The organism is Propionivibrio soli, from assembly GCF_025770765.1.
GTDB lineage: Bacteria > Pseudomonadota > Gammaproteobacteria > Burkholderiales > Rhodocyclaceae > Propionivibrio > Propionivibrio soli.
Genome location: NZ_JANZKY010000005.1, coordinates 11,927 through 36,108 on the forward strand (window position 1 = coordinate 11,927; position 24,182 = coordinate 36,108).

Sequence of the window (24,182 nt, forward strand, 5' to 3'; positions counted from 1 at the left end):
AGATGGAATAGTGCCGCGCTAGAGCACTTTCCTTTACAAAAGGCGGGAGTCGATGCATCATCAACCTGACATACTAAACACCGCCCCTGCGTGGCGGTTTTGCGAGCAAAAAAGCATCATTTGACGAACTATGGCCGCGAATCCACAACAATCCTCACTCAGCGGACTCGCTCGGGCGCTCGTTCAGGCAGGAAAAATCAAGGAAGCCGAAGCGGAGGCGTTATTAAATCAAGCCGCTGCGACTAAAACGACCTTCATCGAACAGTTAGCGACCAGCAAAAAGGCTAGTTCGGCTGACGTCGCCCGTTTTGCGGCGGATACATTCGGTTACCCGCTATTGGATCTGGGCGCCTTCGATGAAGCGCATATGCAGAGTACGGCGATCGACCGCAAGTTGATCGCCGCCCACCGCGTCATTCCGTTGCACAAACGAGGCAATCGCCTCTCGATCGCGATAGCGGATCCGACCAATCTTCGGGCCTTGGACGAAATCCGGTTCCAAACCGGGATGGCCGTCGATCCGATCGTCGTTGATGAAGCGCTGATTGCACCGCTGGTCGCGAAATTTTCGGAATCTGCAGCAGAAAGTCTAAAAAACCTCGCAAACGAAGACATCAACCTCGAATTCACCGATGAAGAAGCGGCGGAAAAGGGCGATGATGCGAACTCTCTGGAGGTCGACGATGCCCCTGTCGTCAAGTTCATTCAGAAAATGCTATTGGACGCCATCAACGACGGCGCCTCCGACATCCATTTCGAACCCTACGAGAAGAGTTACCGTATTCGCTTCCGCTGTGATGGCATGCTGCGCGAAGTCGCGGCACCTCCGCTTGTCATCAAAGAGAAGATCGCCTCCCGCATCAAGGTCATTTCACGGCTAAATATTGCGGAGAAGCGCGTTCCGCAGGACGGTCGCATGCGCCTGGTTCTTTCGAAAACCCGAGCAATCGACTTTCGCGTGAGCACGCTTCCCACCATGTACGGCGAAAAAATCGTCTTACGGATTCTCGACCCGAGCAGCGCGACGTTGGGAATTGACGCGCTGGGATATGAACCTGAGCAGAAAGCCGTGCTTTTGGACGCGGTACAACGCCCGTATGGCATGGTCCTCGTCACAGGCCCAACGGGCTCCGGCAAGACGGTGTCTCTTTACACTTGCCTCAACATCTTAAACAAGCCTGGGATTAACATTTCTACAGCCGAAGACCCGGCCGAAATCGCTCTCCCAGGGATCAATCAGGTCAATATCGATGACCGCCAAGGACTTACATTTCCGGTCGCACTAAAGGCCTTTTTGCGCCAAGATCCGGACATCATCATGGTGGGCGAAATTCGGGACTTGGAAACTGCCGAGATCGCGATTAAGGCAGCACAAACCGGCCATATGGTGCTTTCGACATTGCACACCAACGATGCCCCATCGACGCTCACGCGTCTCATGAATATGGGTATCCCTACATTCAACATCGCTTCCAGCGTACTTCTAATTACGGCGCAGCGCCTCGTTCGCCGTTTGTGTTCATGCAAAAAGCCTCTGGAAACGCCAATCGAGACTCTGCTCAATGCGGGTTTCAGAGACGCCGACCTTGACGGAAGTTGGGTTCTTTATGGCCCAGGGGGCTGCGACAGATGCAAAGGAACGGGATACAAAGGCCGCGTGGGCGTTTACCAAGTTATGCCAGTAACGGAAGCAATCCAGCGGCTCATCATGGCAAACTGCACTGAGCTAGACATCGCACAACAAGCCCAAAAAGAGGGCGTAAACGATCTGCGCCGTTCCGGGCTTTTGAAGGTGAAGCAGGGACTGACTTCGCTGGAAGAAGTTCTCGGTAGCACAAATATCTAGAGAATTACACGGGGAGGGATGCATGGCCATGGCGGCGAAACCGGCAAGACGCACCCAAGAGATCAAAGAATACACGTTTCTTTGGACCGGCAAGAACAAGGCTGGGAAACTTATCCGGGGCGAGCAGCGGGCTACGAGCGAAGCGGTAGTCAACGCGACGTTGCGGCGGCAAGGGGTCGTCGTTACGAAGATATCCAAACAGACCTTCCGAAGGGGTGGAAAGGTCTCAGAAAAAGATATTGCGCTTTTTACGCGGCAGCTTGCGACCATGATGAAAGCAGGGGTTCCGCTATTGCAAACGTTCGATATCGTTGGCCGGGGACATGCCAATCCAGCTGTAGGGAAACTCCTCCTCGACATCAAGGCCGATGTCGAAACAGGTAGTTCCCTTTCCCAGGCTTTCCGCAAGTTTCCTCTTCACTTCGACCAGCTCTACTGCAACCTAGTCGCCGCGGGAGAACAAGCAGGGATACTAGAGACTCTTCTTGAACGCCTGGCAACGTACAAAGAAAAAATGCTGGCGATCAAGTCAAAGATCAAATCAGCGCTTTTTTATCCAACAGCCGTCATTGTCGTCGCATTCATAATCACAGCGGTGATCATGATTTTTGTTATCCCGGCTTTCAAGCAAGTGTTCACCAGTTTTGGCGCTGACCTCCCGGCGCCTACGCTCCTTGTAATCGCCATATCGGATTACTTTGTCGCGTATTGGTGGGCGATATTCGGAGCAATAGGAGGCGGCCTATTTGCGTTCTTTTATACGTGGAAACGCTCTGAAGCCATGCAGTTTGCCATTGACCGCCTGTTTCTCCGATTGCCACTCTTCGGTGACATCATTCGCAAAGCTGTGATGGCACGATGGGCACGTACACTGTCCACAATGTTTGCTGCTGGCGTGCCGCTCGTGGAGTCACTTGAGTCGGTCGGAGGTGCTGCCGGAAACTACGTTTACAAGACAGGGACAAGGCAAATCCAGGGCGAAGTGAGCACAGGAACAAGCTTGACTTCAGCAATGCAAAACAGTGAGCTGTTCCCAAACATGGTGGTTCAAATGGTCGCCATTGGCGAAGAATCCGGAGCGCTGGACGCCATGCTTGGTAAAGTTGCGGATTTTTTTGAACAGGAGGTAGACGACGCCGTTGAAGCACTATCGAGCCTAATGGAACCGATCATCATGGTGGTCCTCGGGGTCCTCATCGGTGGTATGGTGATCGCAATGTACCTGCCGATCTTCAAACTGGGCGCGGTCGTCTAGTGAGTTCGGATTCTTTGGGCCTGTTTACGCAGCCATATTTTACGTTCTTCGTAGGTATTCTCGGGCTCCTTGTCGGGAGCTTTCTGAATGTGCTCATCCACCGCCTGCCGAAAATCATGGAGCGCGACTGGCGGGTTCAGTGCGCCGAGTTGCGTGGAGAATCTCTGCCGGAAGAAGCCCCGCTCTCCCTCGCCATGCCGCGTTCGCGCTGTCCTACCTGCGGCCACTTCATAAAGGCGATTGAAAACATACCGGTCCTCAGTTGGGTATTCTTGCGCGGAAAATGTTCGGCATGCCAAGCGCCGATTTCATTCCGATATCCGCTCATCGAAGGCGCGACGGCCGCACTCTCGGCTTTCGCGGCTAGCCACTTCGGCCCCACTCCTGCCGCAGCGGGAGCAGTGCTTTTTATCTGGTTCCTGCTTGCGCTGAGTTTCATCGACTTCGATACGCAGTTACTCCCCGACTCAATGACGTTGCCGCTACTTTGGGGAGGACTGCTATTCAACCTTGAAGGAACGTTCGTAGACCTGCGTTCTGCCGTCATCGGCGCGATGGCAGGCTATCTCGCATTATGGTCGGTTTACTGGCTATTCAAGCTCACCACCGGCAAGGAAGGGATGGGCTACGGTGATTTCAAGCTCTTGGCGGCCATTGGTGCTTGGCTGGGATGGCAGGTGCTGCCATTGACCATCCTCCTTTCGTCACTCGTCGGAGCCGTGGTAGGCATCGTGCTGATCGTCCTCGCTAAGCACGGGCGAAATGTGCCGATCCCGTTCGGCCCATACCTCGCATCGGCCGGAATGCTTGCTCTTTTCTGGGGACGCGAGCTTACACAAGCCTATTTGCAGCTAATGTAATCGGTTGAAATAAGGCGGTTCGCCCTTATCTTGCGCATGCCGGTCTCGGGAAAAAGGGACCGGCACTCGGTTATAATCCATGTCTTTGTTGCACTAAAGGTGAACCATGCCGATCTATGCGTATCGCTGCAGTTCCTGCGGCTTTGAGAAAGATCACTTGCAAAAACTGAACGCGCCGGTTCTTACTGATTGCCCGGAATGCGGGGCAAAGGCGTATCAGAAGCAGATCACCGCGGCCGGCTTCCAATTGAAAGGCAACGGCTGGTACGCAACGGATTTCAAAGGCGGGTCGGGCACTCCGAAGGCTTCGAAGAGTGAGAATGCTCCGCAATGCCAAGGCTGCGCGGGAGCAGAGGCGTGCGCCGCCAGTTGATCAAACGTTACTTCATTACAGGCCTTCTGATCTGGGTACCCCTGGCGATCACCGCCTGGGTCCTGTTGTTGATTGCCGATGTGGCGGACCAGTCGCTCCGACTGCTTCCGGCCTCGATGCATCCACACAATGTCGTCGGTTTCGACATCCCCGGTGCGGGAGTCGTTGTCACCCTGGCGATCATTCTCGCCACCGGTATCCTGACGGCCAACTTTATCGGCCAGCGGCTGGTGAGCTGGTGGGAGAAGCTGCTGGCGCGCATTCCCGTTGTCAACTCGATTTACAACAGCGTCAAACAGGTTTCTGACACTCTTTTCTCGTCCTCAGGCAATGCTTTCCGCAAGGCCTTGCTCGTTCAGTATCCAAGGGCAGGTTCGTGGACGATCGCATTCCTCACCGGCGTTCCTGGCGGAGATGTCGCCAATCACCTCGAAGACCATGTCAGCGTCTATGTTCCTACCACGCCCAATCCGACGTCAGGGTTCTTCCTGATGTTGCCGCGGAACGAAGTCATCGAGCTCGACATGGACGTCGACGAGGCCCTCAAGTACATCATTTCGATGGGCGTGGTCGCTCCGCCCGCACGACGGTCGAAACCTTCTCTCTAACATAATCGGTATCCCTGGAAACAGAATGCGAACTCATTTTTGCGGACAACTCAATTCACAAACCATCGGTCAGGAAGTGACCCTCTGCGGCTGGGCTCACCGTCGCAGAGACCACGGGGGCGTCATCTTCATTGACCTTCGCGACCGGGAAGGTCTTGCTCAAATCGTTTGCGACCCGGACCGCCCTGATATGTTCGCCATTGCTGAGTCGGTTCGCAATGAGTACTGCCTCAGGATCACCGGAAAGGTGCGCGCTAGGCCGGCAGGGACGGTCAATCCGAACATGCCGAGCGGTGAAGTCGAGGTTCTATGCCGAGAGATCGAAGTCCTCAATCCGTCGATCACGCCTCCCTTCAATCTCGACGACGACAATCTGTCTGAAACCGTCCGTTTGCAGAATAGAGTCATCGATCTGCGCCGTCCGCAGATGCAGAAGAATATGCTGCTGCGCTACAAAACGGCACGAGCCTTCCGCCGGTTTCTTGACGACGCCGGTTTCATCGACATCGAAACACCGATGCTTACGAAGAGCACGCCTGAAGGTGCTCGCGACTACCTCGTTCCATCTCGCGTCCATGCCGGCCAGTTTTTCGCGCTGCCGCAATCGCCGCAGTTGTTCAAGCAGCTGCTGATGGTCGCTGGATACGACCGTTACTATCAAATCACCAAGTGCTTCCGGGACGAAGACTTGCGCGCCGACCGGCAGCCTGAGTTTACCCAGGTCGATATCGAGACATCCTTCCTGACCGAGACCGAAATTACGGGAATCATGGAAGAACTGATCCGATACGTTTTCAAGGAAGCGATCGGAGTTGACCTGCCCAATCCGTTCCCCCGCATTTCCTATACCGAAGCAATGCACCGTTTCGGTTCTGACAAGCCGGACCTGCGCGTCACGCTCGAACTCACCGAGATCACGGATGTCGTCAAAGACGTCGCCTTCAAGGTTTTCGCTAACACCGCGAACAGCGACGGCGGGCGAGTCGCCGCACTTCGCATCCCGGGAGGCGCGGCCCTGACCCGGGGCGAGATCGACGCCTACTCGCAGTTCGTCGCGATTTATGGGGCAAAGGGACTGGCTTATATCAAGGTCAATGACGCGAGCCAGCTCAATGAGACGGGGCTGCAATCGCCTATCGTCAAGAATCTGCACGAACAGGCGCTGAAGGCCATCGTCGAGCGTTCGGGTGCAAAGTCTGGTGACCTCATCTTTTTCTGTGCTGATAAGGCGAAGGTGGTCAACGACGCTCTCGGAGCGCTACGGATCAAGATCGGCCACGAAAAGGGTTTCCTCAACGGCAAAGCCTGGGAGCCCTTGTGGGTCGTCGATTTCCCGATGTTCGATTACGACGACGAGGACAAGCGCTGGGTCGCCTGCCACCATCCGTTCACCAGTCCGAAGGACGAGCACATCCCCCTCCTCAAAACCGATCCAGGCAAGTGCCTGGCAAAGGCCTACGACCTCGCGCTCAACGGATGGGAACTGGGCGGCGGGTCGGTGCGTATCCACCGTGCCGACGTCCAGGAACAGGTTTTCAAAGCCCTCGGCATCGGCGAGGAAGAGGCCCGGATCAAGTTCGGCTTCCTGCTCGACGCGCTGAAATACGGCGCACCTCCACACGGCGGGCTGGCGTTCGGACTCGATCGCATTGTGACGATGATGACTGGAGCCGAATCCATCCGAGACGTGATCGCCTTCCCGAAAACACAACGGGCCCAGTGCCTGCTCACGAATGCGCCGAGCGACGTGGATGAAAAGCAATTGCGCGAGCTGCACATCCGCCTGCGTCAGAAAGCCGATACGCCGGCCAACGCCAGCAATACCTAACAGGCGGCGATGAGCGGCCTCCTGGCCACGTTCCGGCTAGCGCTTGTCCTTGCGCTGGTCGGGTGGCTGGGGGTAGCCACCGAAGTCTCTGCCCGAGCTTCTGAGCGCGATGCGGCGTTGCCGATTATCGCCTTGCGGCAACTACCAGCGGAGGCAAGGCAAACTTTAGCTGTGATTAAAAACGGGGGACCGTTCCCGTACCCGCGCAAGGACGGGAGTGTTTTTGGCAACTTCGAGAAACGGTTGCCACTACAGCCGAGCGGCTATTATCGAGAGTACACGGTCCCCACTCCTGGACGCTCAGACCGCGGCCCTCGGCGCATTGTCGCAGGCAAAGGCGCCGATAGCTGGGCGAGGTCGGGTGAGTACTACTATACCGACGATCACTACCGAACGTTCCGGCGGGTCCAGGAGACGCCATGAGCAATCCTAGCCAACGTCAAGATCGGCCCGGTATCAAAGAGGGAATCTACCGCTTCACCCGGCGGAGTTCAGACACGGTAAGGCGTTTCGTCGAAAGAACTGGCTGCACCGCATTTCAAGTGGATTTGGAGCAATCATCGCAGTTGAGAGCAGTGCTCAAGCGCATCGGTACTCAGCTGCGATTCCCCGAATGGTACGGTAATAACCTCGACGCGCTGCATGACTGCCTAACTGATTTATCCTGGCGTGAAGGAAAGAGTTATATCCTCTTGCTTATGAACGCGGATGCTTTGTCCGCCGACCATCATGGCTTTGCCGAACTGAACGGTGTGTTTGCCGCGACGGTCGATTTCTGGAAGGGAGAAGGCACTACCTTTGTAGTCGCCTACGAACTCGATTCTGCTACCCGCACCGAAGGCTTGCCTGCTTTGCCGGGGGTAAACTGAGATGTTCAAACGCCCCGTATCTGTGCTGGTCGTCATTCACACTCGGGACTTGCAAGTGTTGCTATTGGAGCGCAACTCGCATCCGGGGTACTGGCAGTCAGTGACCGGGAGCCAAGAGGCCGACGAGACGCTTCCGGAAACTGCAGCACGCGAAGTCGCAGAAGAAACAGGCATCCTCGCACCGCTTACGGTCTTGATGGATTGGCATCTCGTCAACACCTTTGAGATTTTTCCTGAGTGGCGGCATCGCTACGCGCCCGGAATCACGCACAACGAAGAGCACGTCTTTTCGCTCCAGGTATCCGCCGGCCAAGCGATCCATCTTTCGCCGGAAGAACATGTCAACTATGTCTGGTTACCCTGGCGGGATGCGGCTGACCGTTGCTTCTCTTGGTCCAACCGAGATGCCATCCTCATGCTCCCCGAACGGTCCCGGTAGAGGCTCCTTCGAGGGCTTCGAGGCAGGCAGGGCAATAGCATTTGCCCTCATTTCCCGGGTCGGATACCGGAAACGCGATAGGCCGGTCCATACACCAGCAACTATCCAGGCCAGCGGCTACACCGCACACGAAAGCGATCCCGCATCGCGGACAAACGCTTTCTTTCGCAACTGAGTTTTCTTCCATCACAAGACCTCCATCGGCTGTATGCCGTACGAAAAGAAATGATATACACGCATGGGGTCAGCAAGCGGTTTCGCGGCTTTTTATTTAACGGCGTGCCGAGTAAAATCAGCCCGTCTTTTTGAGGAACCAAGCCATGACCCTGCCCCAAGTCTCGCCCGCACAAGAAGCCGCTGTGCTTGCCGAAGCGCTGCCCTACATCAAGCGTTTCCACGGGAAAACGATCGTCGTCAAGTTTGGCGGCAACGCGATGGTCGACGAGAGCCTGAAGCAGTGCTTCGCACGAGACGTCGTGCTGCTAAAACTCGTTGGCATGAACGTGGTCGTTGTTCACGGCGGGGGCCCGCAAATTGAGAATCTGCTGACGCGGGTTGGCAAGAAAGGCGAGTTTATCCAGGGAATGCGGGTCACCGACGCAGAAACGATGGAAATCGTAGAGATGGTTCTCGGCGGCCAGGTCAACAAGGATGTCGTCAATCTCATCAACCAAAGCGGCGGCAAGGCGGTGGGCCTCACGGGCAAAGACGGAAACCTGATCCGCGCCAAGAAGCTATTCCTTCACAACCGCGACAACTACGACGACCTTATCGACATTGGCATGGTCGGTGATATTACTCATATCGACCCCGCTCTTATCAGCCACCTCGAAGCTGGCGCATTCATCCCCGTGATTGCCCCGATCGGTGTGGGTGAGCATGGAGAAACATACAACATCAATGCGGACGTCGTCGCAGGCAAAATCGCCGAGATCCTCAAGGCAGAGAAACTGGTGCTCCTGACCAACACGCCTGGCGTCCTCGATAAAGAGGGTTCCGTGGTGACCGACGTAACTCCAAAACGGATCGACGAGATGGTTGCAGACGGCACTCTTCACGGCGGAATGCTGCCGAAGATCGGGTCGGCGTTGGACGCTGCCCGCAACGGCGTCAAGAGCGTACACATCATTGATGGTCGCGTCGAACATGCGCTACTGCTCGAGATTCTCACCAGCCATGGCTTCGGCACGATGATCAAAAGCCATTGACGGTGGAGTTACGACGCTCCATCCGGGGAAAACCGCCTACAGCATCCGACGGCCCGCACGGGCCGTCTTGCTTTTCGGCGGAGATCCCAACACCCCGCGAGCGCGTCTGGCTGTTCGATCTCGACAATACGCTTCACGACGCCAGCCGCCATATCTTCCCGCGTATCGGGCGAGCAATGATGGCGTACATTTGCCAGCACCTCGACGTTGAAGAAAGCGAAGCCACGCGGCTGCGGCAAACCTATTGGAACCGCTACGGGGCGACTCTACTGGGCCTGATGAGACACCACGGAACCAATCCGGTCCACTTCTTGCACCACACCCATCAATTCCCGGATTTAGGCAGCCTTGTGATCGCCGAGCGCCGGCTGAAAACGGCGCTGCACCGATTACCGGGAAAGAAGATCATTTTCTCCAATGCGCCGCGGCGATACACCGAGTCAGTGCTCGAGACCACTGGAATCCGTAGTTGCTTCGCCGCTGTGTACTCAATCGAACGCTTGCGTTTCAAACCCAAGCCAGCGACCGCAGGCTTCCTCCAACTCTTGCGTAACGAGCGGCTCGCCCCCCGGAATTGCATCATGATCGAAGACACTCTTGCCAACTTGAAAACAGCCAAGCGGCTAGGCATGAAGACCGTCTGGGTATCCGCCGGTACGCGGCGGCCGCCTTACGTCGACGTGATGGTGTCCTCCGTCGTCGATTTGCCGCGCCGGTTGCGCGAGCTATAATCCCTCCCGTCCAAATGGATTTCAGCCGCGATAGTCGATAGTCGGCTGGGATGCCAGCTGCGGTTGGTTGGCAATGGACAAAGCGCAACAAAACGCATGTCCTGCGTGTTTCTTGGTACGTCCAGCAGGCATTGGCGCGCCCTTCAGGCTCAGTATCCACAGACGCCTCGCTACCGGCGCCAATATCTTGGCCGCCAGGCTGCTGATTTCTAATGTCGGGCGGGGGTGACATGGCGAAGCCGGGTGAGAGAAGGCTGCAGATACTGCAGGTGCTGGCCGCGATGCTTGAGGATCCGAAAGGCGAGAAGATCACTACAGCGGCGCTCGCGGGCCGTTTGAACTGCTCGGAGGCGGCGCTTTACCGTCATTTCGCCAGCAAGGCACAAATGTTCGAAGGACTCATTGAGTTCATTGAAACGAGTTTGTTTGGTGTCATCAATCAGATTGAGTCAGAGGAGCAGCAAGGATTACGCCAAGTTGAGCATGTTGTAGTTCTTCTGCTTGGCTTTGCACAGCGCAATAAAGGAATGACTCGGGTACTGATCGGTGATGCGCTGGTTAACGAACACCCTCGCTTGCAGTTGCGTATTAATCAACTGATGGAAAAGCTCGAAGCCGCCCTCAGGCAAGCACTGCGCATCGCGGCCGCGCAGCATCGATTGTCGGGGGATCCGGACTTTGGCAGCGTTGCGAACTTGTTGCTTTGCTATGTCATCGGCCGCTGGCAGCAATACGTTAGAAGTGGATTCACCCGCGAGCCCACCACCCAGTGGGCCAAACAATGGCCGCTGCTGTGCACGGCCTGCCTAGATCAGAGGAATGCATGAGTAGTCGAAGTACCGCCGGTCGTTCTCGACTGGCCTTTGTGGATGCGGCAAAAGGAATCGCCTCGCAGTTGATTGTTCTTCACCATTTGGCTTTCTACGGCCCGATGTCGGACTACGCCCAGTCCCTCGGTCCAGCCGTCGTTTCCTGGTTGTCCGAGTATGCCCGCATGGCGGTCCAGGTATTCCTCGTTATCGGGGGATTCCTTGCCGCTCAAGCGCTCGGACGTGATGGAACCCTGGTCGACAAGCCGCCACTCGGCCTCTTGTGGCGCCGCTATCTCAAATTGGCCCCTCCGTATGTCGGTGCTTTGGTGCTCGCGCTGGCGGCGTCCGCTATCGCACGCCACTTGATCACCCACGAATCGATTCCCGACGTCCCGACGGTCGGCCAGTTTGCGGCGCACATCGTGCTATTGCACGGGGTTCTCGGTTTCGACGGGATTTCCGCAGGCGTCTGGTACGTGGCCATCGACTTCCAGTTGTACGCGCTCCTGCTCGGTTTGCTCTGGCTAGCGCAGCGCTCGGGCGGTCTCGCTCCAGCCTGCCGTCAGATGTTTGTCTTGAGCTTGATAGCCGCATCGCTCTTTTACTTCAATCGCGATGCATCGTGGGATAACTGGGCGCCCTACTTTTTTGGCGCTTATGGCCTCGGGGCACTCACCTACTGGTCAGTTGAAAAGGGTCGCATATCGTTGTTCTCCATTGCCACGACGCTGATCGTTGCGGTCGCGGCATTAGCTATCGATTTCCGGCCACGCATCGCCATTGCCCTGGCGACGGCGATAACACTCGGCCTCTTCCGCTACACGGGGTTAATCGCCACCTGCCTGAATGCGCGTTTCCTGGGCTGGCTCGGGCAGATATCGTATTCGGTGTTTCTCGTGCATTTTCCCGTTTGCCTAGTGGTCAATGCGGTCTTCGAGAAGGTTTTCCCGCACGAGCCGGGCATTCAGTTCTTTGGAATTCTCTTGGCTTGGACGGCGAGCATTGCGGGCGGCGCGCTTTTTCACAAACACGTCGAGTGCGCGGCTTTGGGTTGGGCGCGCAATGCATCTGCTCGTGGTCCGATCCCTGAGGGCATCACCAGCGCACGATAACGAAGGTTCATACCACGTTTGTGCGGCAAAACACCCGCGCAAAAGCACAGTGTTCGCCCTCGGTCGGAGACCGAGGGCGGCCTGAGGGAGATGTCCAAGGGTAGCTCTCGCGTCGCGTCCGACGATGGCGAGGATCGGATTGCGCGCTGGCCATTCAGCGGCGGACACCGGTCCGCAGCAAGATCACTGAGATCACTTTATCGACCACAGTTTTCTGCAATGGCTCTTTCACTCTCGCTAGCGAGTGCCGCACGTTCATCGTCTCCGATGAAAACCCGTTCGCCGTTCTTGTCGGTGCGGAAGAGCAACTGTCCTTCTGGCGCCTTCAATTCCGCGCTCCGCCGCCGCGCGGCTTCACATGCCTGCTTCTTTCGCTCTTCTTCGGGGCCGCGCGCCTCACGTTCTTCGATGCGGCGCCGGCGGAACTCACGTTCCTTCTCGGTCCAGTCAGTGGCCCCAGAGCTCACTCTCGCGTTGCCTGTGTCGTTAGTCCGGACGATCTCGGTCTGCACCTTGGCCCCCGTGGGCGGCTTGTCCGAGTAAACCGTTTGTCCGTCATGGTCCTTCCAACGATACATTTCGGCTGCCGGCAAATCCGTACTTAGTGCCAGCACAGCAAGCGCGGTCGCCAGACGGGCTTTCCGCAATCTATTCACGGTATACGGCGCGGCGGCTAGACCGCCTTCGGCATGACGGCATGTTAGTCGGGGGAGTAGCCATAGCAGCGTGAAAGCTACTCGGAGAGCCAAGTAGCAGCATCAAGGGCAAAATACGTGAGGACGCCGTCTGCCCCTGCCCGCTTGAATGCCAAGAGACTTTCCAGCACACATGATCGTTCGTCTAGCCAGCCGTTGCCACACGCCGCTTTGAGCATCGCGTATTCGCCGCTGACCTGATACGCGTAAGTCGGGACCTTGAACTCGTCTTTTACGCGGCGAACAATATCGAGATAAGGCAGGCCAGGTTTGATCATCACCATATCCGCGCCTTCAGCGAGGTCAAGTGCCACCTCCCGCAACGCCTCGTCGGAATTAGCCGGATCCATCTGATACGTGTACTTGTTTCCTTTGCCAAGATTCCCCGCGGAGCCGACAGCATCCCGGAATGGCCCGTAGAAGCTGGAAGCGTATTTCGCCGAATAGGCGAGAATCCGTGTATGGATGAAACCTCGCGCATCGAGTTCTGCTCGAATGCGCCCTACACGCCCATCCATCATGTCGGACGGCGCCACAACGTCAGCGCCAACGCCAGCGTGAGTGAGCGCCTGCTTTGCCAAGGCTTCCAAGGTCTCGTCGTTAAGCACATAGCCGTCAGGGGCGTCCGGGTTGATCAGTCCGTCCTGTCCGTGGCTCGTATAAGGATCGAGTGCTACATCGGTGATGACGCCCAGTTCGGGAAACGCTTTTTTCAACGCGGTGACCGCGCGCGGAACCAGCCCTTCGGGGTTCCAGGCCTCCTCGGCTGACATGGTTTTGTGGCGAGCATCGATGACAGGAAACAGAGCAAGGGCCGGAACACCGAGGTGAAGCGCGCGTTCCGCCGTCTGCAAGAGTACATCGATGCTTTGCCGTTCAACGCCCGGCATTGAAACAACCTTCTCCGTACGTCCAACGCCATCGAGCACAAACACGGGATAAATCAGGCTATCAGGAGTGAGTACGTTCTCGCGCATCAGGCGGCGAGAGAAATCATCGCGGCGCATCCGGCGCATCCGGATGCTCGGAAAACTGGGGGAGCCGACGCTCATTAAACCTCGTCCTTTCCAGGGTTATTCGTTCAAAAAAACTGCGCGTAGCGGGGAACTTAGCACGGCCCAACTTGCTCTTAGTTGCAGATGGTACACGCCGTCTCCCGCTTCATCTCCCTGAGCGGGCGCCTTACATCTAGGTAAGGCATTTTGCCCCCGGCTACCCCTTTGCCGGGGGCTTTTTATTTCTGGGTGAGGAAACGGCGTTCGCAGCCGTTCGCGCACTCCACCCCTGGGCTTTGCGGTTTTTCGGTCTTGCGGCTTTCTCAGTGCGCAGGCCAGTCGGAGGGGCCACCTCGTCCTGAAGTTCCATTTGCAGCCATCCCGCCAGAGTCTCTTCTGCCTCGCGGATACCGGTCCGCTTCAAACTGGAAAACAATTGCGCGGTGCATTGGCTACCCAATTTCCCGATTTCCGCGCCCACATTTCGCAACACGTCGGCCTGTTCTTGACGTGTCAGCTTGTCGCACTTGGAAAGCAGAACGTGAATCGGTTTCCCCGTCGGAGCGAACCAATTCAGCATTTGACGGTCGAGGTCCGTCAGGGGATGACGGCTATCCATGATGAGAATCAGGCCGACGAGCGGAACCCGATGACTTAGGTATGGCGCGAGAAGGAACTCCCATTGTTCGCGGATCTCTTCTGGCGCCTTTGCGAAACCGTAACCGGGCAGATCGACGAAATACTTGCCGTCGGTGAGCGTGAAGTAATTGAGGTGCTGTGTACGCCCCGGCGTTTTAGACACGAAGGCCAAGCGCGTGTGGTTCGCAAGCGCGTTGATTGCCGATGATTTGCCGGCATTGGATCGGCCGGCGAACGCGACCTCGCATTGCGAGTCGATCGGCATATCGCGTAAGTCGGCGACGGTGGTGTGAAAGACGGCCTTCTGGAAAATTGACATGAAAACGGTGGGCTTTCGGGTAAAGGAGCTTCAGCTTTGAAGTGCTATAGAATATCAAATTTGGGGAGGCGCTCCCCGGAGTCGCTCTCGTTCACAGGAGTCCCGTTCATGATTCGCACCATAGTCGCTGCGGCGCTTCTCGCTGCCTTCGGTTCCAGCTTCGCCGCGGAGGATGCCAAGGTCAAGCCCGATCTCGCGAAAGCGAAAAGCATCGCCGAGTCGGTTTGTGTCGCTTGTCATGGAGCAGACGGCAATAGCCAGACTCCGGCGAACCCGATTCTTGCCGGGCAGGGAGCGGACTATCTTTTCAAACAATTGTCGGATTTCAAGGCGGCCGATAGCAAAGCACCGGTTCGCAACAACCCGATCATGGTTGGCATGGCCGCGCCATTGTCGGTCGAAGACATGAAAAGCCTCGCTGCCTATTTCTCGCAGCAAAAAGTGAAGCCATCGGCGGCCAGCGATGACAAACTCGTCGCCACTGGGCGGGCGTTGTGGCGCAAGGGCGACTTTGAACGCGGCGTTCCTGCGTGCGCCGGATGCCACGGACCGGCGGGCGCCGGCATCCCGGCGCAGTATCCGCGCCTTGCCGGCCAGTACGCCGAGTACACCGAGACGCAGCTGAAGAACTTCCGCAGCGAGGAACGGTCGAACGACCCGGAGAGAACAATGCGGACGATTGCGGACAAACTCTCCGACAAACAAATCAAGGCGCTCTCCGACTATATCGCCGGCTTGCGCTGAAAACAGTACTGCCGGCCCGAGGGAAGCAGATGAAAACGCTAAAGCAGTTGATCGAAAGCAAGAACAAGCGGCTGGCCACCATCTCGCCTGATCAAACAGTTTTGCGTGCGCTGGAGATCATGGCTGAAGTGGATGTCGGCGCTTTGCTCGTGTGCGAAGGCAAGCGTCTGGCTGGCGTGTTTTCCGAACGCGACTATGCGCGCAAGGTCATTCTGCAGGGCAAAGCGTCCCGCCACACCAAAGTCAGCGAAGTCATGACGGGAAAGGTCTTCTACGTCACGCTGAACAATACGATCGAAGAATGTATGGCCATCATGACCGAGAAGCACATCCGTCACCTTCCGGTGCTCGGTGAAGACGGCAGCGTGGCCGGTATCGTGTCCATCGGTGACGTCGTCAAGGAAACAATCAGCAAGCAGGAATTCATCATCGGTCAGATGGAGAAGTACATCACCGGTTGACGGTCCTGCAGAGCACCGTCAAGTCATGCATGAGGGCGAGAAGATTCTCGCCCTTTTTGTTTGGATAGAAAAAGAGCCCGGAACAGCCGGGCTCTCTTCTTTCACGCTTCGCGGCGCGTTCAGTGCGTGCTACTTGATTTCGAGTAGGCTCTCGTCCCACTTGGCATGCTTCTCGAAGCCGAGCAGATTAGCGGTCGTTGCCGCGATGTTGGACAACCCGGCCTTCGGCAAAGCCTTCAGCGATAACTTCCCGCCGGTGACGTTGTCATAGAGAATCAACGGGACCGGATTCAGCGTGTGCGCCGTCTTCGCCTTGAACGTACCATCCTTGTTCTGCGCAGGCTGCTTCGTCTTCTTGTCGATCTCGTACATCTCGTCGGCGTTGCCGTGGTCCGCCGTAATCAGCGCCACACCGCCCATTTCGTCGATCACCGGGAGAATGCGGCTGAGAGCGAGATCGACCGCCTCGATCGACATCGTGGCCGCGCGGAAGTTACCTGTGTGGCCCACCATGTCGCCATTGGCGAAGTTGCAGCGCAGCGTCTTGTAATTTCCGCTACGCAAGGCCTCGATCATCGCGTCGGCGATTTCGGCGGACTTCATCCACGGACGCTGCTCGAAAGGAATAACGTCGCTCGGGACTTCCTGATACGTCTCGCCGTCGAACTTGCCGGAGCGATTGCCGTTCCAGAAATATGTCACATGGCCGAACTTCTGCGTTTCCGAGCAGGCGAATTGCTTGATGCCAGCCTTGGAGAACCATTCCCCCGTCGTATCCAGAATTTCGGGCGGATTGACGAGATAGCGCTTCGGCAGTTTAAGGTCGCCGTCATACTCGAGCATGCCGGCATACGTAACACGCGGCACGCGCACGCGGTCGAACTTGTTGAAGTTCATCTCTTCGAAAGCCCGTGTCAGTTCGAGCGCACGGTCGCCGCGGAAGTTGTAGAGGACGACCGAATCGCCGTCCTCGATCGTCCCGACCGGCTTGCTGTCCTTGGCGATCACGAACGGCGGGAGGTCCTGGTCGATCGTGCCGGGGAAGCGCACGCGCAAGGCCTTGACTGCTTCAGCGGCGCTCGCGAACTGGTCGCCCTGACCAAGAACGTGCGTACGCCAGCCGAGATCCACCATGTTCCAGTTGGCGTCATAACGGTCCATCGTGATATGCATGCGACCGCCGCCGGAGGCGATTCGCGCATCGAAGCCGGCATCATTCACCCCCACCAGGAAAGCCTCAAACGGCTCGATGTAGTCGAGCGCGCTGGTTTCCGGGACATCGCGGCCATCGAGCAGCGCGTGGATGCGCACGGTCTTCACGCCTTCCTGTTTAGCGCGCGCGACCATTGCCTTCAGGTGGTCGATGTGGCTGTGGACGTTACCGTCGGAAAACAGACCGATGAAGTGAATCACGCCGCGCCCGGCCTTCGCACCGGCGACGATCTGCTTCCAACCGTCACCCTGCCAAATGGCACCGGACGCAATGGCGTCGGCGACGAGCGCCGCGCCTTGGCTGTAGACCTGACCCGCGCCAATCGCATTGTGCCCGACCTCGGAATTCCCCATGTCGTCGTCGGACGGCATGCCGACTGCCGTACCGTGAGCGCGTAGCGTCACATTCGGATAGTTCGCGAACAGGCGATCCAGATTGGGCTTCTTGGCTGCAGCGATGGCGCTACCAACTTCGGATTTGGCGATTCCGTAGCCGTCCATAATGATCGTGACCACCGGGCCAGCGATGCCCGGGAAATTCGCTAGTTTCTGCAACATGATGTCTTCCTGCGTTTGTTAAGGTAGAAGTAAATCGACGAATTACATTGAGTGCGTTCACGTCCCTAGGGCCGTCGCCCTTTGGGGTCGAAGTGTACGATCGAGCGACCGTCTGCCGTCTTCGTTGCCGGTGCTTTCCAGGCGTGGCCATACACTACCTCGAACGTAGCCGGCAATCGTCCATCTCGCGCCAGGCGTTCATAGGCGCCACACGCGGAACGCCATGTCTGGCGTCCCATCAGCCCGTGCCGCGAATGGCGCATCGCGCAGCCTGCACCGCCTCGGCGCAAATCCCGGAACAGATCATCGAGACTCTGATACGTGGCGGTTAATACTTCGACATCCATGACCGGGTCGGAGAATCCGCACGCAACGAGCATGTCGCCGTAATCGTGCATGTCGGTAAAACGTTGCGTATGTTCGTAGCCGTCAGCGAAGCAGGAACGCAGTTCCTTGAGCGTATCCGGGCCGAGCGTCGAGAACATGAGCAGCCCGCCAACTTGGAGCACGCGATGCATCTCGCGCAAGGCCGGGACGGGATCGTCGAGCCAGTGCAGCATCAGGTTCGACCAGGCCAACCCGAAAGAATCGTCCTTGAAAGGCAGAGCCGTGGCATTCGCGCCGACTAACCGGTTGCGAGAGCCTCGAATGAAAGGGAGCATCAAGCGCAAACGGCCGCGATGGGAAAGCCCCGCACGCAGCATCGGCTCGCTGAAATCGGCGCCGACCGTCTGCGCTTTTGGGTAACGTTCGCTGAGCGCGGTCATGCTCGCGCCCGTCCCGCAACCGATGTCGAGTATCCGAGCAGGATCGATCTTCACGTAGTCGAGCCGCTCCAACATCCGGCTCCCGACTTCCCGCTGCAGCACGCCGACACCGTCGTAGGTCCGGGCGGCGCGCGCGAAATTGCGGCGCACCCGGCCCGAATCGACAAACGACCCCGGTGCGCTCATGAATCGTCAGACCGCGCGCAAGCCGAGCTTCTCGAAAAGCATCTGATCGCGGTTGCTCACCCGGTTCTCAGTCGTGAGCAGCTTTTCACAGTAGAAGATCGAATTGGCTCCGGCAAAGAAGCAAAGCGCCTGCATCTCGTCGGTCATCGACTCGCGCCCGGCCGACAAGCGCACATAGCTCTTCGGCATGGCAATGCGCGCGGCGGCGATGGTGCGCAGAAATTCAAAGTTGTCGAGCTTCTCTTTTTCCGCCATCGGCGTGCCGGGAATCGGCACGAGGTTGTTGATTGGCACCGAATCCGGAGGCGGATTGAGGTTGGCCAACTGCGCCACCATCGCCGCGCGGTTGCGGCGCGATTCCCCCATGCCGAGGATGCCGCCAGAGCACACTTTGATGCCGGCCTCACGGACTTTGGAAATCGTATCCAAGCGATCCGTGTGCTTGTGCGTCGTGATTACCTGGTCGTAAAAATCGGCGTCGGTATCAACGTTGTGATTGTAGTAGTCGAGGCCCGCTTCCTTAAGCTTCTCGGCTTGGCCGTCCTTCAGCATACCGAGCGTCACACACGTCTCCATGCCAAGCGACTTCACCTCGCGAATCATGCGCGTGACGACTTCCAGTTCCTTTTCCTTCGGGCCTCGCCACGCGGCCCCCATGCAGAAGCGGGTGGCCCCCTTTTCCTTGGCTTCCCTCGCAGCAGCCAACACTTCCTCGACCTGCATCAGTGCCTCACGCTCGGTCGGCGTCTTGTAACGCGCCGACTGCGAGCAGTAACTGCAGTCTTCGGAACAACCACCGGTCTTGATCGAGATAAGCGCCGATCGCTGGACTTCATTCGGATCAAAGTTCTCGCAGTGCACCTGATGAGCGCGGGAAAGCAGATCCATCAGCGGTAACTGGTACAACGCTTCAACCTGCGACACCGTCCATTTGGCTTTCGGAGCGGAAGCGGCTGCGTCAGGCGACAACGCTACCGTCGGAGAAATCGTATTCATGGGCAAAACCTACCGGAAAAAAGGGAGACATGCAGTCGCCACGCAGGCACAATCACAGAACCGGTTTGGAGCGGTCCGAAGGTGTCGATTCTACCTCAAAACAAGGCCTTGAAGCCCGAACGCCTATGGGCGTTCATCCAACGTCTCGGCGGTATCACGGAACAGGACTGCCTCTTGTGCGGCAGCACGAGCCGAGATGATTTGCTGTGCCCCGCCTGCGTCGCCGACCTGCCCGAGCTGCCCCAGAAACGCTGCCCGCGCTGCGCCTTGCCGACGCCTCACGGCGAAACCTGCGGTCGTTGCTTGCGCCGCCCGCCGGAGCATGACGCCGCCCTTGCGGCGTATCGATATGACTTCCCTCTCGACAAGCTGGTTCAATCGTTCAAATACGGTCATCGGCTGGCGCTGGGCCAGTACTTTGGCCGTGTTCTCGCGCAACTTGCGACAGGGCTCGCGGTAGACGTCATTGTCCCGTTACCGCTGCATCCGGAGCGACTGCGCGAACGTGGATTCAACCAGGCAATGGAACTTGCCCGGCCTATTGCTAAACAGCACGCGTGGCCGATCGACCCCACACTCTGTCAGCGCATCCGCCCTACGCCACCTCAAGCCGACCTGCACTGGCGTCAACGCGTCAAGAACATTCGCGGCGCCTTCCATTGCACCGCGGACCTCACAGGGAAACGCGTTCTCCTCGTCGATGACGTCATGACGACCGGCGCCTCGCTGAACGAGTGCGCGCGCACGCTCAAACTGCATGGCGCGGCGCACGTTACCGCGCTCGCCGTGGCGCGTGCGCTGCCGCGTTGAGGCGCCGGCATCAGCGCAGTTTCTGCTCGACGAGCGCCATTAGATCCGCACTCAGGCTCCCGGACTGGCGCGCCCGCTGAAAGGCTTCGCGCGCCTCATTGACACGCCCTTCGGCGTCGTACGCGAGCCCCAGCCCGAGCCACCAACGCCCATCGCGGGGTGCCAGCCGTGCCGCAACGGTATACCGTTCTGCGGCTTCGGCATTTCGCCCCAGCCGTTGCAGCACATGGCCGGCAAATCCTTGGTAATCCGGGCTCGAACCGGCCGCTGGCAGCGAATGGTCCAGCGTCTGCCAGGCACCGCCAAGATCGTTGCGCTCGACCTGCAAGCGAGCAAGGCTCATCGCCCAGCCGAGCTGCGCCGGCTGACCCTGTAATCCGTCCTGAAGGATCTGCATCGCCTCATCGGCCCGCTTTGCCTCCAGCAACAACCGAACGAGTAGCTGGCGCGAAGCGACGTGATAGGCATCCTGCTCAAGCGCATCGCGCAAGCAGGCCACGGCTTCGGTAACGCGCCCCTGGTTCACGGCGGTGATCGCTTTTCGATATTGCGCCTCGGCGCGCTCGCGAGGCGACCCGAGCGCGTCGGTCTTCTCAATCGAAGCCGGTTTTGCCGAACGACGCGGCTCTTCAACTGCCGCCTTCATAGGCGCTGAAGTACGGTCTGGAATAGGCACGTCGCCGACGACCGACGGTTGGCCACTCACCCGTGCGCTGGGTTCGCGCTCCACCGCTTTCTGCGGGCTGGGCTTATCGTCACGCGCCGCCTGAGCTGCCGATTTGCTTCGTGCCTCCACCACGGGGGCTGGCCGGAAATCGGAAATACGCAAGCTTCCATCGATCCCGCGCAACGCCTCTTTTCCGGTAGCCACGTCAGCCACCGGGGCTGCCTCAACAGCCTGAGCAGGCAGCTCCTTAGCACCGGCGTCTTCAGTGAGGGATTTTTTTTCCGGAACATTGACTGTGGAAACCTCAGTCGAAGGCGCGGGAGCCGTTGCCGGCGCAGCAACGACCCGCGGTGCGGGTGGCGAAAACTCGGCCTCGGCCTTGGGAGCCGCTACCGTCTGCAATGGACTGGAAGCGTTTTGACTGACCCAGTAGGCGGCAACGGCTCCAACCAGCAGCGCAGTCAGGACGCCAAGCAAAAGAGGCCGACGCGACGGCGGCGCCGGAGGCAGAGGGCGCACGTCGTTCGGTAGCTGACTCGGCCGCCCTTGTGTGCCGCTCCGCGCATCGAGATCCTGCAACATTTGATTGATCAGGCTCATGGCCACCCCTTTAGTCGTTCTCGCTCTACCAGAGCCACCCGGCACGGCGCGCGCCCTCAGTATCCTTGCGTGCCAAACGAACATGGCGGACCTTTACCATTTGCCGCCCCTCACCGTATACGGCAAGCAAGGACTTGTGCGCCAGGATATTAATGAGCCGCGGCACGCCGCCGCTCGAACGGTGCAAGGCCCGCAACGCTGATGGGGTAAATAGTCCATCGCCGCGGTATCCTGCAACGCGAAGGCGGTGGGCGACATAATCGGCGATCTCGCTCTTCGCGACACCGCGCAACTGGTAATGGAAAGCGATGCGTTGCAGAAGCTGCCGCGCCTCCTGCCGCCCGAGCTTGACGTCGAGTTCCGGCTGCCCAAAGAGGACGATCTGCAGTAGTTTGCGCTTTTCCGTTTCCAGGTTCGAGAGCAAGCGCAGCGCTTCCAACGTTTCCATCGGCATCGCCTGCGCCTCGTCGATACAGACGACGACCCGCTTCTTGGCGCGCGCGAAATCGAGCAACGCCAGGTTGATGCGACGTATCAGATGGTATTGATCGAGGCCGGCGACGTCCTTGATGCTTAATTCCTCGGCAAGCGCAAGGAGCAAGGTATCGGGATCGATGCTGGGATTTGGCAGATAGGCCGAAACCCAGTCGTCATTCAGTGTTTGTAGGAGGCGACGGCAAAGGAGCGTCTTTCCGGTGCCGACCTCACCGCTGATCTTCACGAAGCCCTCGCCATTGTCGAGCGCGATCAGGAGGGTGTTCAACGCCTCCTGATGATGCTGTCCGGAATACGCGAAGCTCGTGTCCGGCGTAATGCGGAACGGCAGCTCGGAGAGGCCAAAGTGCTTCAGGTACAACGACGGCTCCGCGATAGCGTCATTGCACGGGCTGCGGACGGGCGAGGCGCGGATCGAGTTGCTGCACCCGCATCTGCGTATCCACGAGATCGTCCTTCCAGCTCGATTCGTTATGGATGATCGTCGGCTTGATCAGGATCACAAGCTCGCGCTTCGTCAGGTAGCTGTTGCGCGAGCCGAAGAGCAGGCCGAACCCTGACGAGCGCGTCGTTCCTGGCAAGCCGTTGGCTTCCGACGACTGTTCCTGTTTCATCAAGCCGCCAATCGCCACGATGTTGGCGTCTTGCACGCGCACGATGCTATCGGTCTCGTTCACGGTGCTGTTGGCGAGCGGCAACGTAAACACGCCAAGTTGCGTACCCAGGTCGATTGTTTTCTGCTTCTCGGTGACGACACTGATCGAAGGATGCACGTGCAGAACGATATTGTTGTCGGCATCGATCTGCGGGGTGACGTCGAGGGCGATACCGGAGAAGAACGGCTGCAGCGTGATCGTCGGCGTCGTCACGTTGCTCGTTCCTGAGGACGTAACGGTTGAGCTTACGTTGGTAACGAAGAACTCGTCGGTGCCTACCTTGAGCACGGCCTTCTGGTTATTGACTGTCGCGATACGCGGACTCGAAAGCACTTGCACGCTGCCCTGCGTCTCGAGGAAATCAAGCAGCGCGGCGAAGTTGGCCGTCTGCAGTGCGAGACCGAAGAAACCATTGCCAAGTGCGGTGGCCGCGGCCGCGCCGTTGGCGCCTGGAACAACTGCGGAGTCGCTTGAGCTGATCGTCCCGTTCGTACGCAAGGTTGTCCCCGGTGTGATCGAGCCCACGGAATACCGATGATTAGCTCCGCCGAAGGCCGCCCAGTTCACACCCGCCTGAAACTCCTCGCTCAGCGAGACTTCTAGAATTTTCGCTTCAAGCATTACCTGCCGTTCGACGATCAATTGCGTCACACGCAGGTAGTTCTCCACCGCTCTGATGTCGGCCGGAAAGCCCTTCACGACGATCACCCCGGAACCCGCGTTAACGATCACGGCGCGCCCCTCCTGAGCGCCGACAATGCTCGCAAGCGCTGTCGTCAGGTCTTGCCAGAAATCGCTGTTCTGCGTCGTCGAAATCTGGCTGCTCGGTGGCCCGGACGTGACGGTCGAGCCGCTGGCATTCGACGTGCTGGCCGCCGTTGCGGTCCCTGAACTCTGCGTATGCGTGGCCGTGATCGATCCTGACGTAACGCGCACGTCCGATTGCCCCTGCCGTTTCCCAGCCAGGTAATTGATCTGAAAGATTCGAGTCTGTAGCGTATTCGGCTGGATGTAGATGCGCGTGCCCTGGATCCTGAACTCGTAGCCGTAAAGCTCGCGCAGCGTCTCCAGCGCCTCGCGCACGGTCACGCTCTTCAGATTGACCGTTACGTTGCCCGACACTTCGGGCGCCACCAGCATGCTGTAGCGCGTGCCGCTGACGAGTGCCATGAACACTTGGCTCGCTGGCGCATTATTCACAGCCAGATCGAAACGGGGCTCAACGCTCTTCGCTGAATCGGGCAGATCGAGCTGCAATGGCGGCAGCATCGCCTGGTTCAACGCCTCGTCGGCCCCCTTTGGTTTGGCCGCCACTGCTCCCTTCAACTCATCGCCGATGCGGTCGAACGTCGCACCCGGTGCTTTCTGATGCGTTGCGCAACCGGCGACGAATCCCGCCAGCCCGATGAATGCGATCGAAAGAATCGATCTGAACTTCATG

Annotated in this window: 26 protein-coding genes; 16 read left to right on the forward strand and 10 right to left on the reverse strand. The window is 58.3% G+C overall.

All coding sequences use genetic code 11. The annotated features are described in order from the left end of the window. Positions 1-130 precede the first annotated feature (130 nt). From pilB to nudB, 9 genes are all read left to right on the forward strand, one after another. On the forward strand, positions 131-1,846 hold the full coding sequence (pilB, locus tag NZ453_RS06590) for a type IV-A pilus assembly ATPase PilB (protein WP_263769676.1): 1,716 nt from the start codon (positions 131-133) through the stop codon (positions 1,844-1,846). A 22-nt stretch (positions 1,847-1,868) separates the two neighbouring features. Then, positions 1,869-3,101, forward strand: coding sequence for a type II secretion system F family protein (locus NZ453_RS06595; RefSeq protein WP_263769677.1), 1,233 nt, complete (start codon positions 1,869-1,871; stop codon positions 3,099-3,101). 14 nt (positions 3,102-3,115) lie between these two features. Next, a complete protein-coding gene (locus NZ453_RS06600; RefSeq protein ID WP_263769939.1) occupies positions 3,116-3,961 on the forward strand; it encodes a prepilin peptidase in 846 nt (281 codons plus the stop codon). Between the two features lie 106 nt (positions 3,962-4,067). Beyond that, a complete protein-coding gene (locus NZ453_RS06605; protein ID WP_263769678.1) occupies positions 4,068-4,334 on the forward strand; it encodes an FmdB family zinc ribbon protein in 267 nt (88 codons plus the stop codon). After that, positions 4,334-4,942 carry a DUF502 domain-containing protein gene (locus NZ453_RS06610; RefSeq protein WP_263769940.1) on the forward strand — a complete coding sequence of 203 codons (609 nt, stop codon included), beginning with the start codon at positions 4,334-4,336 and terminating at the stop codon, positions 4,940-4,942. Before NZ453_RS06605 ends, NZ453_RS06610 begins: the two co-directional genes overlap by 1 nt. 25 nt (positions 4,943-4,967) lie before the next feature. Then, a complete protein-coding gene (gene aspS / locus NZ453_RS06615; RefSeq protein WP_263769679.1) occupies positions 4,968-6,770 on the forward strand; it encodes an aspartate--tRNA ligase in 1,803 nt (600 codons plus the stop codon). Between the two features lie 9 nt (positions 6,771-6,779). Next, positions 6,780-7,193 carry a guanyl-specific ribonuclease gene (locus NZ453_RS06620; RefSeq protein ID WP_263769680.1) on the forward strand — a complete coding sequence of 138 codons (414 nt, stop codon included), beginning with the start codon at positions 6,780-6,782 and terminating at the stop codon, positions 7,191-7,193. Then, positions 7,190-7,639, forward strand: a complete 450-nt coding sequence (locus tag NZ453_RS06625) for a barstar family protein (protein ID WP_263769681.1) — start codon at positions 7,190-7,192, stop codon at positions 7,637-7,639. The genes NZ453_RS06620 and NZ453_RS06625 overlap by 4 nt, the downstream gene beginning before the upstream one ends. A gap of 1 nt (position 7,640) precedes the next feature. Beyond that, complete coding sequence (gene nudB / locus NZ453_RS06630) at positions 7,641-8,078, forward strand: dihydroneopterin triphosphate diphosphatase (RefSeq protein ID WP_263769682.1); 438 nt, start codon at positions 7,641-7,643, stop codon at positions 8,076-8,078. Here the strand turns inward: nudB and NZ453_RS06635 are convergent. Further along, positions 8,053-8,265, reverse strand: a complete 213-nt coding sequence (locus tag NZ453_RS06635; protein WP_263769683.1) for a cysteine-rich CWC family protein — start codon at positions 8,263-8,265, stop codon at positions 8,053-8,055. The genes nudB and NZ453_RS06635 overlap by 26 nt on opposite strands. A gap of 133 nt (positions 8,266-8,398) precedes the next feature. On the opposite strand from NZ453_RS06635, the gene argB reads away from it, so the two are divergent. The 4 genes from argB (at position 8,399) to NZ453_RS06655 (ending at position 11,941) form a co-directional block, all read left to right on the forward strand. Then, a complete protein-coding gene (gene argB / locus NZ453_RS06640; RefSeq protein WP_263769684.1) occupies positions 8,399-9,286 on the forward strand; it encodes an acetylglutamate kinase in 888 nt (295 codons plus the stop codon). A gap of 110 nt (positions 9,287-9,396) precedes the next feature. Then, positions 9,397-10,017, forward strand: a complete 621-nt coding sequence (locus NZ453_RS06645; RefSeq protein ID WP_275983105.1) for a pyrimidine 5'-nucleotidase — start codon at positions 9,397-9,399, stop codon at positions 10,015-10,017. A gap of 230 nt (positions 10,018-10,247) precedes the next feature. Next, positions 10,248-10,844, forward strand: coding sequence for a nucleoid occlusion factor SlmA (gene slmA, locus NZ453_RS06650; RefSeq protein WP_263769686.1), 597 nt, complete (start codon positions 10,248-10,250; stop codon positions 10,842-10,844). Further along, positions 10,841-11,941: an acyltransferase family protein gene (locus NZ453_RS06655; protein WP_263769687.1), complete on the forward strand. Its 1,101-nt coding sequence runs from the start codon at positions 10,841-10,843 to the stop codon at positions 11,939-11,941. The genes slmA and NZ453_RS06655 overlap by 4 nt, the downstream gene beginning before the upstream one ends. Before the next feature lie 197 nt (positions 11,942-12,138). Here NZ453_RS06655 and NZ453_RS06660 read toward each other — a convergent pair whose 3' ends face one another. The 3 genes from NZ453_RS06660 to yihA form a co-directional block, all read right to left on the reverse strand. Then, complete coding sequence (locus tag NZ453_RS06660) at positions 12,139-12,597, reverse strand: DUF4124 domain-containing protein (RefSeq protein ID WP_338051149.1); 459 nt, start codon at positions 12,595-12,597, stop codon at positions 12,139-12,141. Between the two features lie 77 nt (positions 12,598-12,674). Beyond that, positions 12,675-13,688, reverse strand: coding sequence for a porphobilinogen synthase (gene hemB, locus NZ453_RS06665; RefSeq protein WP_263769688.1), 1,014 nt, complete (start codon positions 13,686-13,688; stop codon positions 12,675-12,677). 160 nt (positions 13,689-13,848) lie between these two features. After that, positions 13,849-14,589: a ribosome biogenesis GTP-binding protein YihA/YsxC gene (yihA, locus tag NZ453_RS06670; protein WP_263769689.1), complete on the reverse strand. Its 741-nt coding sequence runs from the start codon at positions 14,587-14,589 to the stop codon at positions 13,849-13,851. Between the two features lie 108 nt (positions 14,590-14,697). Here yihA and NZ453_RS06675 point away from each other — a divergent pair, with 108 nt between their 5' ends. Beyond that, positions 14,698-15,333, forward strand: a complete 636-nt coding sequence (locus tag NZ453_RS06675) for a c-type cytochrome (protein ID WP_263769690.1) — start codon at positions 14,698-14,700, stop codon at positions 15,331-15,333. A 29-nt stretch (positions 15,334-15,362) separates the two neighbouring features. Next, complete coding sequence (locus NZ453_RS06680) at positions 15,363-15,794, forward strand: CBS domain-containing protein (protein ID WP_263769691.1); 432 nt, start codon at positions 15,363-15,365, stop codon at positions 15,792-15,794. A gap of 129 nt (positions 15,795-15,923) precedes the next feature. On the opposite strand, the gene gpmI is transcribed toward NZ453_RS06680, so the two are convergent. From gpmI to bioB, 3 genes are all read right to left on the reverse strand, one after another. Then, positions 15,924-17,564, reverse strand: coding sequence for a 2,3-bisphosphoglycerate-independent phosphoglycerate mutase (gene gpmI / locus NZ453_RS06685; protein ID WP_263769692.1), 1,641 nt, complete (start codon positions 17,562-17,564; stop codon positions 15,924-15,926). A gap of 65 nt (positions 17,565-17,629) precedes the next feature. Then, positions 17,630-18,517 carry a malonyl-ACP O-methyltransferase BioC gene (gene bioC / locus NZ453_RS06690; protein ID WP_263769693.1) on the reverse strand — a complete coding sequence of 296 codons (888 nt, stop codon included), beginning with the start codon at positions 18,515-18,517 and terminating at the stop codon, positions 17,630-17,632. 6 nt (positions 18,518-18,523) lie between these two features. Beyond that, positions 18,524-19,513: a biotin synthase BioB gene (bioB, locus tag NZ453_RS06695; protein ID WP_263769694.1), complete on the reverse strand. Its 990-nt coding sequence runs from the start codon at positions 19,511-19,513 to the stop codon at positions 18,524-18,526. An 81-nt stretch (positions 19,514-19,594) separates the two neighbouring features. Between bioB and NZ453_RS06700 the strand changes: the two genes are divergently transcribed. Continuing rightward, positions 19,595-20,323, forward strand: coding sequence for a ComF family protein (locus tag NZ453_RS06700; RefSeq protein ID WP_263769695.1), 729 nt, complete (start codon positions 19,595-19,597; stop codon positions 20,321-20,323). Between the two features lie 10 nt (positions 20,324-20,333). Here the strand turns inward: NZ453_RS06700 and NZ453_RS06705 are convergent, their stop codons facing one another. Genes NZ453_RS06705 through NZ453_RS06715 form a run of 3 tightly spaced genes read right to left on the reverse strand, consistent with a single transcriptional unit; the run spans position 20,334 to position 24,181 of the window. Beyond that, the gene (locus NZ453_RS06705) at positions 20,334-21,590 is read right to left on the reverse strand and encodes a tetratricopeptide repeat protein (protein ID WP_263769696.1); all 1,257 of its coding nucleotides are present in this window, start codon (positions 21,588-21,590) and stop codon (positions 20,334-20,336) included. 25 nt (positions 21,591-21,615) lie between these two features. Beyond that, complete coding sequence (locus tag NZ453_RS06710; RefSeq protein WP_263769697.1) at positions 21,616-22,446, reverse strand: ExeA family protein; 831 nt, start codon at positions 22,444-22,446, stop codon at positions 21,616-21,618. Positions 22,447-22,465: 19 nt separating this feature from the next. Continuing rightward, a complete protein-coding gene (locus NZ453_RS06715; protein ID WP_263769699.1) occupies positions 22,466-24,181 on the reverse strand; it encodes a secretin N-terminal domain-containing protein in 1,716 nt (571 codons plus the stop codon). Position 24,182 lies beyond the last annotated feature (1 nt).

Excerpts from the sequence above, each read along its gene's own strand:
- yihA (WP_263769689.1), bottom strand. The coding sequence starts at position 14,589 with ATGTCAATTTTCCAGAAGGCCGTCTTTCACACCACCGTCGCCGACTTA.
- argB (WP_263769684.1), top strand. The coding sequence starts at position 8,399 with ATGACCCTGCCCCAAGTCTCGCCCGCACAAGAAGCCGCTGTGCTTGCC.
- NZ453_RS06605 (WP_263769678.1), top strand. The coding sequence starts at position 4,068 with ATGCCGATCTATGCGTATCGCTGCAGTTCCTGCGGCTTTGAGAAAGAT.
- NZ453_RS06620 (WP_263769680.1), top strand. The coding sequence starts at position 6,780 with ATGAGCGGCCTCCTGGCCACGTTCCGGCTAGCGCTTGTCCTTGCGCTG.
- gpmI (WP_263769692.1), bottom strand. The coding sequence starts at position 17,564 with ATGTTGCAGAAACTAGCGAATTTCCCGGGCATCGCTGGCCCGGTGGTC.
- hemB (WP_263769688.1), bottom strand. The coding sequence starts at position 13,688 with ATGAGCGTCGGCTCCCCCAGTTTTCCGAGCATCCGGATGCGCCGGATG.
- nudB (WP_263769682.1), top strand. The coding sequence starts at position 7,641 with ATGTTCAAACGCCCCGTATCTGTGCTGGTCGTCATTCACACTCGGGAC.
- NZ453_RS06595 (WP_263769677.1), top strand. The coding sequence starts at position 1,869 with ATGGCCATGGCGGCGAAACCGGCAAGACGCACCCAAGAGATCAAAGAA.
- NZ453_RS06675 (WP_263769690.1), top strand. The coding sequence starts at position 14,698 with ATGATTCGCACCATAGTCGCTGCGGCGCTTCTCGCTGCCTTCGGTTCC.
- aspS (WP_263769679.1), top strand. The coding sequence starts at position 4,968 with ATGCGAACTCATTTTTGCGGACAACTCAATTCACAAACCATCGGTCAG.
- NZ453_RS06625 (WP_263769681.1), top strand. The coding sequence starts at position 7,190 with ATGAGCAATCCTAGCCAACGTCAAGATCGGCCCGGTATCAAAGAGGGA.
- pilB (WP_263769676.1), top strand. The coding sequence starts at position 131 with ATGGCCGCGAATCCACAACAATCCTCACTCAGCGGACTCGCTCGGGCG.
- NZ453_RS06705 (WP_263769696.1), bottom strand. The coding sequence starts at position 21,590 with ATGAGCCTGATCAATCAAATGTTGCAGGATCTCGATGCGCGGAGCGGC.
- slmA (WP_263769686.1), top strand. The coding sequence starts at position 10,248 with ATGGCGAAGCCGGGTGAGAGAAGGCTGCAGATACTGCAGGTGCTGGCC.
- NZ453_RS06715 (WP_263769699.1), bottom strand. The coding sequence starts at position 24,181 with ATGAAGTTCAGATCGATTCTTTCGATCGCATTCATCGGGCTGGCGGGA.
- NZ453_RS06655 (WP_263769687.1), top strand. The coding sequence starts at position 10,841 with ATGAGTAGTCGAAGTACCGCCGGTCGTTCTCGACTGGCCTTTGTGGAT.
- bioC (WP_263769693.1), bottom strand. The coding sequence starts at position 18,517 with ATGAGCGCACCGGGGTCGTTTGTCGATTCGGGCCGGGTGCGCCGCAAT.
- bioB (WP_263769694.1), bottom strand. The coding sequence starts at position 19,513 with ATGAATACGATTTCTCCGACGGTAGCGTTGTCGCCTGACGCAGCCGCT.
- NZ453_RS06680 (WP_263769691.1), top strand. The coding sequence starts at position 15,363 with ATGAAAACGCTAAAGCAGTTGATCGAAAGCAAGAACAAGCGGCTGGCC.
- NZ453_RS06635 (WP_263769683.1), bottom strand. The coding sequence starts at position 8,265 with ATGGAAGAAAACTCAGTTGCGAAAGAAAGCGTTTGTCCGCGATGCGGG.